This window comes from Sarcina sp. DSM 11001 (assembly GCF_900101015.1).
Classification (GTDB): Bacteria; Bacillota; Clostridia; order Lachnospirales; family Lachnospiraceae; genus CAG-791.
Genome location: NZ_FNFZ01000035.1, coordinates 1 through 9740 on the forward strand (window position 1 = coordinate 1; position 9740 = coordinate 9740).

Genomic DNA, 9740 nt, shown 5'->3' on the forward strand with positions numbered 1-9740 from the left:
AGAATAGCGGAATTATCTGCGCAAAATCCAACCATGGTATTTACCTCAATCGCCCATTTGATCAATGTAAAACTTCTGAGGGAGTGTCATGAAAAGATGGATGGAGACAAGGCCGTAGGAATCGACGGGGTGACCAAAGAGGAATACGGGAAGAACCTTGAAGAAAACCTTGTAGACCTGGTGGCAAGGATGAAGAAGAAAGCCTACAAACCAAAGCCTGCAAGAAGGGTTGAAATTCCCAAGGACAACGGGAAAACCAGACCGCTCAGCATCTACTGCTATGAGGACAAGCTGGTGCAGGAAGCACTCCGGCGAGTACTGGAAGCCGTCTACGAGCTGATGTTTTATTGTGAACTTCTAACGTAATTAACTCTCAATCAACTCAATCCTACATAAAAACCCCGGAAATTCAGTGGTTTTCAGCCCAATATCTGGTGCTTTTATTGCATTTTTTCATCACATGTGGTACCATTACAGAGTGTTAATTAACACTCTAAGGAGAACCGCAATGTATATGAAAAACAAGGTGAAGATCCCCGATTCCGGGCGGGGGATCAGCCGTAAAAAGATCAGAGGGACGGTATATGTCTATTACGCTTATGGCCGAAGTTACGACCCGGAAAAGAAATATACTGTTCCACGAAACACGACGATCGGCAAGGTTGATGACGAACATCCGGACATGATGTATCCCAATGAAAATTTCCGGAAATACTTCCCTGATGCCGAGATCCCGGAGTTAATGGACCCGGCATATCGGAGCAGCTGCCTGAGGATAGGCGCGTTCATTATCGTCCGGATGGTCATTGCAATATACCATCTTGACGAGATCATAGGGCGCCTGATCGGAAGGGACGCCGGCCTGTTTCTGGATCTGGCTGCGTACTCGATCATCTGCGAGAACAATGCCGGTCAGTATTATCCTGATTATGCGTTCAACCATCCACTCTTTACTGCCGGCATGGCTGTATACAGTGATTCAAAAGTATCAGACTTCATAGGCGGCATAACCAGGGATCAGAGTATCGCCTTTCAGAATGAGTGGAACGAAAAGAGGGATCATCGTGAAAAGATCTATATTTCATATGATTCCACGAATAAAAACAATCAGGCGGGCGACATCGACCTTGTTGAGACAGGGCATCCCAAGGATGACCAGGGGAAACCCATCCTTAACTTTGCGATCGCTTATGACCATGACAACTCCGACCCGTTGTTCTATGAAGAATATCCCGGAAGCATTGTTGACGTGTCCCAGCTTCAGCTGATGCTTGAAAAAGCACGCGGCTACGGATACCGGCAGATCGGTTTTATCCTGGACCGGGGATATTTCAGCAAGGAAAACATCCACTACATGGATAAATGCGGTTTCGAGTTCGTCATAATAATGAAGGGCATGAAAGACCTCGTCCGTGAGCTTGTCCTTGAAACAAAAGGAAGGTTCGAGGACAAACGGAAATACAGCATCCGTGATTATAAGGTAAGCGGGTACACGGTTAAAAAACAGCTTTACCCTTCTGACGAGAAGGAAAGGTATTTCCACATCTTTTTCAGCGACCGGAAGAAGAATGCCGAGAGAGAGAAGCTGGAGGCAAAGATCGACCGGCTGTCAGCGTTCCTCAAAGAACATGGAGGTGTGAAAATAGATCCCGGGAGCGGTTTCAGCAAATATTTTGACCTGATCTACTGGCACAAAGGAGAGCCTGATGAAAAATTCATGTTTGGGCGTGAAAAGTATGATGTCATTGACCAGGAGATCAGCCTTTGCGGTTATTTTGTTATCATTACTTCAGAAAAAATGAATGCGGAGGAAGCGATCACCCTGTATAAGGGCAGGGATGCTTCTGAAAAGCTGTTCCGGGGGGACAAATCCTACCTCGGGAACAAGAGCCTGCGGATCCATTCCGATGAGTCCCTGCATGCGAAGATATTCATTGAATTTGTCGCTCTTATCATAAGAAACCGGATATACAGGATCCTGAAAGAGCATATGGCTAACGGTAAACATAAGATGAATTATCTGACTGTTCCTGCTGCGATCAGAGAGCTGGAGAAGATCGAGATCATCAAGCAGCCTGACCGCAGTTACCGTTTGAATTACGCCCTGACTGCCACGCAGAAAGATATCCTGAAAGCATTTGGCCTGACAGAGCCACTCATCCGGAAGATGGCGGCGGATATTAATAATGACCTGGCAGCTATTGACGAGGAGGCATCATAATGGCAAGGACACGGACCCGCTCGACGATCGAAGAAAAGATCGAAGCCCAGAAGCTGATCGTTTCAAAGGCAAAGGACAAATATGAAGCCGCTGTCAATGAACTCGAAAGGCTTATGAAACTGCGCGATGAAGAACACCGGAAAGAGCTTTTAAAACACATCGCGGCAAGCAAACGCTCTTATGACGAAATCATCGCATTCCTTGATGGAAACGCCGATGAACAACCTTGAGAGTTAATTATGTAAGAAGTTCACATTTTTAAGGCCCTGATGGCTTTTAGTGTAACTTTTTACATCCATACTGAAGGAATATGCCAGGTTTGTAACGATATACTCGTAAGTATCCTCTGAAGTCCTGATCCTGAGGGTACGGAATTTCAGGTAAGCCAGGTGTATGGAGTCAAGAAGCGGTTTAAAATGCGGGATTGTTTTATAAGGATTCGTGACACGTTGAAATACTTTACAGAATAGAAACAGAAAAATGTGGAAGAAACGAATTTATCGGAAAACCACTTTCTAGAGGAGGAAAAATGGAGCAGAACACGATAGCTGTTATATGGGATTTTGACAAAACATTAATACCTGGCTATATGCAGGATCCATTATTTGAAAAGTATGGAGTTGATTCTGAGCAGTTTTGGAAAGAAGTCAATTCGTTGCCTGAAAAATACCAAAAAAGAGGAATTCGTGTTGGAAAGGATACTATTTATTTGAACCACATTTTGACATGTGTTCAGCAAGGTATTTTTAAAGATTTGTCGAATAGTATTCTTAATAATCTTGGAGAACAATTAGAGTTCTATAACGGAATTCCTGAAATATTTGATGTGCTTAAAAAGATTGTATCGGAAGATTCGAGATATCAAGAGTTTTCCATTCATGTTGAACATTACATTGTAAGCACTGGGCTTTCTGAAATGATTAAGGGTTCAAAGATTAACAAGTATATTGATGGAATATGGGGGTGTGAATTTATTGAAGTCCCTGTTCGTTCCAATCTTGATATACGTGTCGATGAAACCAGTGAAAAATCAATTATTAGTCAGATAGGGTATATGATAGATAACACTTCAAAAACCCGAGCTATTTTCGAAATCAATAAGGGCGTTAATAAACATCCTGATAGAATTGATGTTAACAGTAAAATGGAAAAAAAAGATCGCAGAGTACCATTTGAAAATATGATCTATATTGCTGACGGTCCCAGTGATGTGCCAGTATTCTCAGTTGTAAAACAATATCATGGGAAAACATTTGCAGTTTATCCAAAAGGTAATTACAAGGCATTTAAACAAATGGAAAACCTGATACGGGACGAAAGAATTGATATGTATGCGGAGGCTGATTATTCAGAAGGTACTACAGCATACATGTGGTTAACAGAAAATGTTAAAAACATTGCCGATAAAATATATAATGAAAGAATGCAAGAGGTTTATAATTCAGCTGGAGAGGTTCCTTCTCATGATGTATATAGATAGCCAATAAGTCAAAGCAGACCTCGTATGATGGAGGATGACCGTGCACTCTGATAGGATTTTTACATAATGAATTGAGAACGCATAAAAGGCAAAACAAAAGCCTTGGTTTCAGGAGTGGGTTTTACATAGCATTGGTATCACTATAGGTTATACAACAAGTTGATGGAATTAGTATTTTTTAATATATAATGTATGATTATCAACTTTCTTTGCTGGAAAAGAGATAATAGGTTTCCGCCACTTCTTTGGCAATTGTATATGGCAAACATGCAGAGCAAAAGGCTATGAGTGTAGGATGTTGAAATTTATTGAACTCTTATTAAAGAACGTTGAAAAACTCCAATTGTACTGTTACAATACAATAGGTTGGTTATTGTATACAGTAGAAGATTAAGAAATACATGGTGAATCGTCATAAGATTTTGCCAGGAACCAGTTTTGTTCACCGCTGCTACTGCAAGAAGACGATTCGTGACTCTATCATCGAGTCAGTTATAGTATGTGTATCTCAACTGAGTGCTTTCTACGGAATTGGGATATTGTGTGGCTATTTCATGTAGTGGTTTCTATTGTCAAAAGAAAGGTGAGATTATTGAATGAAAGAGAATTTGTTACAGCCTCGTGTATACACGGATACAATGAGGGGCGGTGAGTTCAAACTTGAGATGCGTGAAAAACTGGGGGTGGTTGGTTCTTTCGACGCCGATATGAGGGATTTGGATTTAGAAGGGAATATGAATCCGACTATAAAATCTGAACTTGAATTGATGTGGCAGCAGTTTATACCGACGTGTTAAAAGAGGACGGATTGAGCAGTTGCTTTGAGCAAGTGCTCAATCCATCTTTTTTTGTTGTAATGTTGCTACCTAACCCGCATAAAGCGGATCGGTGTTTATCGAAATTTTGCCATTTTGCGCAAAAAATGATTTATAAGTGCCTAATCTAATATAGAAACCAAAAGCCGGAGAGAATCATGATCAATAATTTAATCATTGTTAATGAAGTATGGGAGATGTGTTTTATACGGAATTCATCTTTTCCACAGGATTCTCACAATCCTTCACACCTGCGAGATAGAGATCTTAGTTTTTTTTATGCTTTTGATTATTATGATAAGGTCATTTGCAGACATGCAGACAATAATCTCAGCGATTGTCTGGGACTGAAGGGGAAGCTTAGACTTGCAGAAAACTCCTCTCCAATAGCATCCAATTTTATGACTCTTGTAAGCTTAAGTAGCGACAAGAAATCAGGAGAAGATCCGTTTACTACTGATAATAGAGAATTTGATTCATATCCGTATCTTTCACTGATCATAGTGTCAATTCTTTCTGTACCGCGAAGAGATGTGTTTGCGCCAACAGAGACTAATATCGCTGTGTTTTTAGAGCATTGCGTGTCCACAATCAGTAATAAAGTGCAGACTGCCTGTGAAGAGTATTATGACAAGAGAGGAACAGGATCGAAAGGTTGTTTTCGGTTTCGTGTACTACATAGTCTGAATACGGGAAGCTTCTGTATTGTACTGAGATCGAATGATATAGATCTTGGCTATCATATAGCAATGTGTATAAAAGCGCTAGAGATTCCTTCAAAGGGGACTTTTCCTGCTCTTCATTGTGGGACATTTACCATTACCTGTATTGCTCAGAGGTTACGGGATAATGTTGCCGTAGCTCCTAAAGTTGAAAATGACAAGAACTCTGTTTCAGATGTTGCACTTAGGCTTGCTGTCGAACAGAATCTTATAAGACGTATTTCATCTCTGCCAAATGCAGTTGACAATGGGAGAGGACTCTATGGGAGATACGACATAACAATAACTCTATCTTTACAACAGTTCCTTGAATTATATCCTTGGATATATGCGCACAAATTTGGGACATCTCAGCCGGATTCGAAAGAAAAGGGGAATATTTCAAATCAAACCGTGAAGGAACTTATAGAGATTTTCAATGCAGGGTCTGCTGTTCAGTGTATTAATGAGAGGGTTTTGGTAAACACAGCAGTTTTGAACAATATAGAGAGCCATTCTCTGAAAAATAGATTTCTGGACGATAGAACTAGACAAATTGAGAAAGAAAAGAGTGTTATTGAGAGTAAAATTCTTGCACTTCGAAGTAAAGGAAGAACCCTTCCTTTTTATAATATAGAATTTCTTCGATGCGTGGATATGTTTGAGGATGTCTGGAGAAATTTTGAAAATTTACGCAATCAGGAGGATTCCATGATCAATGGGAATATACTGTTTGCTCAAGTTTGGCTCCTTCTTGATATCGTGGAGACATATTTAGATAGTATGGATGAAAGAAGTAAAAAGGAGACAAATTATGCTTCTTTGGTCATACAGTCACGAAAGGCTGCAAATAGTATAAGCAGGTTTCATAAGATGATGCAGTCTGTTAACCAGCAATCAATGCAGTCTCCAAATTATGAGATACAACTGCATTGCGATTTAGAAAAATTAGTTATTGCATACTCAGAGTTTTCCAGAAGGTTTTTGATAGAGCATTTCTATCCATATACAAACGAAGATGTAAAGACTAATCATCAGTTGGTACTCCCAATTTGTTCTGTGGACCCGAATATTGATTCCATTCAGGCAGATCCCCTCTTTTTGCTGCCATATTTGGTTACTTCATCGGACAAGCTCTGTAAATCCAACCCTAGACAGGAACGTCTTCTTCTGGCTATTAAAACGCCTGATATTGATGTGATGGGAGATTTGTATCATACTCTTCCTATGATTTGCCATGAAGTTTCTCATAATTTCCGTGTTATCTCAAGAGAAGAGAGAAACAATGAACTGTGTAAATATATGATAGAAAAACTAGCAGTATATATTGTAAGGCAGTGGTTTTCTAGAACAAGTGATAAGATAATATACACAGAATTTGGGGTTGTTGAACAGAGAATTCAAAAAATTATTGCCGATGAGATTTTTGATCAATATCTAAGCTATATAAAAGCCGACCCAGAAGGAGATAATATCCATGAAAAATCAAATATTGGAGTTCTAATTTCAAATCTGCTTTTCTTCTTGGATGCTTCATTGTTTATCAATCAGGACCAACATACTGCATCTACGTCTGTTATAACACGCAAAATGCTTCGCAGTGTAATTGAAGAACTTGCATCTATTTATCAGCAATATCAAGAAATGTGTTTAGCAACATGGTATTCGGATTATTTGACGTGTATGAATCTTTTGAAAGAGGAGAAAGAGGTTACCAGGATCGACAGAGATCGTATTATTTCTCTGAGCAAGAAAATAACGATAGACATATTTAACAACGGATTGGCGGTATGGATTACTCGTGAAAATATAGAATTTATCTCATTTATCTTAGAGAACTATGAAATGACAACAGAGGAGAATGATACTTTCATTTATTTCCGTAATGAGATGAAAAAGTACTCTATTCTTCCGTCAATTCCAGTTGCCCCCGTAAAGGTCGATAGGTTTATTATCAATCTGGAGAAAATCACAGAACAGGGTGGATTGATAGACTCTCTTTGTTTCAGTAAGCCGAAAGACAAGAAAAAGAGTGCAGATATTAGAAAATCCTTCGAGCTTCGAAAAAAACAGTTAATAAATTCATGGCATGAACACTGTCGAACAATAAAGAATATTTCACAGTTAAACCTGATTTCGGCAGCAGAGGTGAGTTCACAGCAGTCTAACAGGGATATTCTGTATATGGAATTCATGGACAGATTGCGCACATGGATTAGAACGATGGAAAAAGATAAACCCGGAGAATGGACTATTTTCGGGTCGGAAAAAGTGCAAGACTATCTACTACCATTGGGAATTGATCAGGACAACAGAGAATTGTTTAAATTGTCACTTGGAACCATATTAAACAGTGTCCCTATTGAATCTGTAGTAACAATAATAAAGGACAGTGCACAACTGTATAGAGAAATATTTGCGGATCTTGGGATGTGCGTTTCTCTAGGTTTGGATGTTTTTGGATACTTGAATGTCTTTGGGACAAATAAGGTGTTGAGGGGAGACGGTCAGTCTGAGATAGATGACTTTGGAAAAGAACGTATATTGACAGTCTGTTGGGTAATAAGCAGAAGTAGGTTACATGATATTGGAACTAGGAGTCAAGAGTATTTCTGTAAAATGACGGAGGAAATAGAAAAATCCCTCAAAGAAGAGGGAATTGCTTCTGATGAGTATCAGGAATTTAAGAATGAGACAAGAAAGCTGCTTTTAAATAAAGATTATATGAAAATCGGCAAAAAAATGTCTGATTTGAATATTGGAGATATTATCAGCAAATGGTCAAATATCGACATAGATGAAGGTAAAAACTATGAACGATTGCTTGGGCTTTTTAAATCACTTTGGTATACATCTCTGTATATCTGCATCTATTTGTCCTATCCGGAGGATTCGACCAACGAGGGCTTGATAAACCATTTTCGCAAAATCTACGAAATGGTTCTCAGCAAAGATCCTTTTAAAGGGAAGAATGATTCCCACGTTTTAAAGAGTATTGGAAAAGTATACAATTCTGGTGAGTTAGAATTAGCTGCTGGGCAGGAGGAAAGGTTTAAGGATACTATTTCTTTTGTACTATTCAATTATTACCAGAGTTGGGGCGTGTTTAGTCAGGGATGTTATGATTCTGATGAAATTGATGAATGGATAAATCCAATTATTGCCGGAAGCGAGAAAAGAGATGGGGTATAAGTAAATGGGACATGTGCATACGTTTACGGCTGCAACGCTGGAAGAATATTTAAGAATTATTGTTCATATATCAGAGCTGAAACGTAATAAGGGGAAGGATAAACATCTTTTTATGCCTATGTGGTATCGAGGAAACAAACAGCAGCATTATAATCTGCTTCCCACCTTGCTGCGTGGAAGCAAGGGCGTTGATTCAGGGTATTCAACAGATCATTTGAGAGAGGACTATCGATATCAACATTTTAAGGCAAAATGCAATCAGCTGGTGGAAAAGAGTCCTGAAACCAGAATAGAATGGATGGAACTGATGCAGCACTTTCGCGCATATACTCGTATGATGGATTGGAGCGAATCGGCAATAACGGCATTGATGTTTTCTTTGGAATACTTTATAGATCCAGATGAGGACGCCAGGCAGAAAACAAGGAGGTCAATTTCAACCCCAACAGTTTGGGTATTGGATCCAGTGAAATTGAATAGCAGGCTTTACGATGCATTTGTTAATAATAGTGCACTTGTAGAAAATATCTTGAATGACATAGTACCCCATAGTACTGGGAATAGAGAACGCAGAGATTTTGTCAAAAGGAATGTGGAGCGTCTCTTTGCACAGAAGGATAAGTTCTTTTATGATAAAGATGATCCGAATATTCAGGGTATTTTTTGCCTGGCATCTATTGAATCTGATCGTCAAGCAAATGCATATCGATTGTATAATATGATAAAGAACTGTGAATTTAATCTTTTCTTTTATCTTCTTCTGAGATACTACAGTGATGGGGTACCTGTAGAGATGGGAACATTACCGCCATTAGCCATAGTACATCCTTATCACAGTCACCGAATCCAAGTTCAGCATGGTGTGTTTACTGTCTCACCCTTCTACATGATTGATGAGGACAAGGTCAATGGCCCTGAGGATAGACGACCGATGGAGTTTCAACCTGAAATCGGGGATTGTCTTTATAAGATCCGGATAGTTTCTCCGGCATTGGTGGCGAGAGAACTACTGCTGATTGGAGAACGGAGAACATCTTTGTATCCAGAGATGGACAATTATGCAAAAGATATAGAAGCAAAGGGATATAAGGTATAAAAACGGGTGATGGATGAACAGGGTCTTATGAATTAACAAATGGTTTATTATGCTATAAACCCTAACACGCATAAAACCAAACGGTGTTCATCGAAATTTGCCATTTTGCGCGAGAAATGATTTATAAGCGCTTAATAAAAATGATGTAAGGGTCAAAACCCTTAGGCGTGAAACGCCTTTTTTCTAAAAACCTTGAAAACTGAATATAGATCACGTATAGATTCGCATTTAGACA

General features: G+C 39.3%; 6 protein-coding genes and 1 pseudogene. All 7 read left to right on the forward strand.

What is annotated here, in order from left to right:
• Positions 1-366: pseudogene (locus BLT02_RS14760) on the forward strand (group II intron reverse transcriptase/maturase); the annotation flags it as partial.
• A gap of 142 nt (positions 367-508) precedes the next feature.
• Complete coding sequence (locus BLT02_RS14765) at positions 509-2221, forward strand: IS1634 family transposase (protein ID WP_092997219.1); 1713 nt, start codon at positions 509-511, stop codon at positions 2219-2221.
• Positions 2221-2451: a hypothetical protein gene (locus BLT02_RS14770; RefSeq protein ID WP_092997222.1), complete on the forward strand. Its 231-nt coding sequence runs from the start codon at positions 2221-2223 to the stop codon at positions 2449-2451. The genes BLT02_RS14765 and BLT02_RS14770 overlap by 1 nt, the downstream gene beginning before the upstream one ends.
• A gap of 299 nt (positions 2452-2750) precedes the next feature.
• Positions 2751-3701 (forward strand): haloacid dehalogenase-like hydrolase, encoded by a 951-nt coding sequence (locus tag BLT02_RS14775; protein WP_092997225.1) that lies wholly within the window; start codon positions 2751-2753, stop codon positions 3699-3701.
• A 596-nt stretch (positions 3702-4297) separates the two neighbouring features.
• Complete coding sequence (locus BLT02_RS14780) at positions 4298-4498, forward strand: hypothetical protein (protein ID WP_092997228.1); 201 nt, start codon at positions 4298-4300, stop codon at positions 4496-4498.
• Between the two features lie 176 nt (positions 4499-4674).
• Positions 4675-8409 (forward strand): hypothetical protein, encoded by a 3735-nt coding sequence (locus BLT02_RS14785; protein WP_092997231.1) that lies wholly within the window; start codon positions 4675-4677, stop codon positions 8407-8409.
• Positions 8410-8413: 4 nt separating this feature from the next.
• The gene (locus BLT02_RS14790) at positions 8414-9505 is read left to right on the forward strand and encodes an FRG domain-containing protein (protein ID WP_092997234.1); all 1092 of its coding nucleotides are present in this window, start codon (positions 8414-8416) and stop codon (positions 9503-9505) included.
• Positions 9506-9740 lie beyond the last annotated feature (235 nt).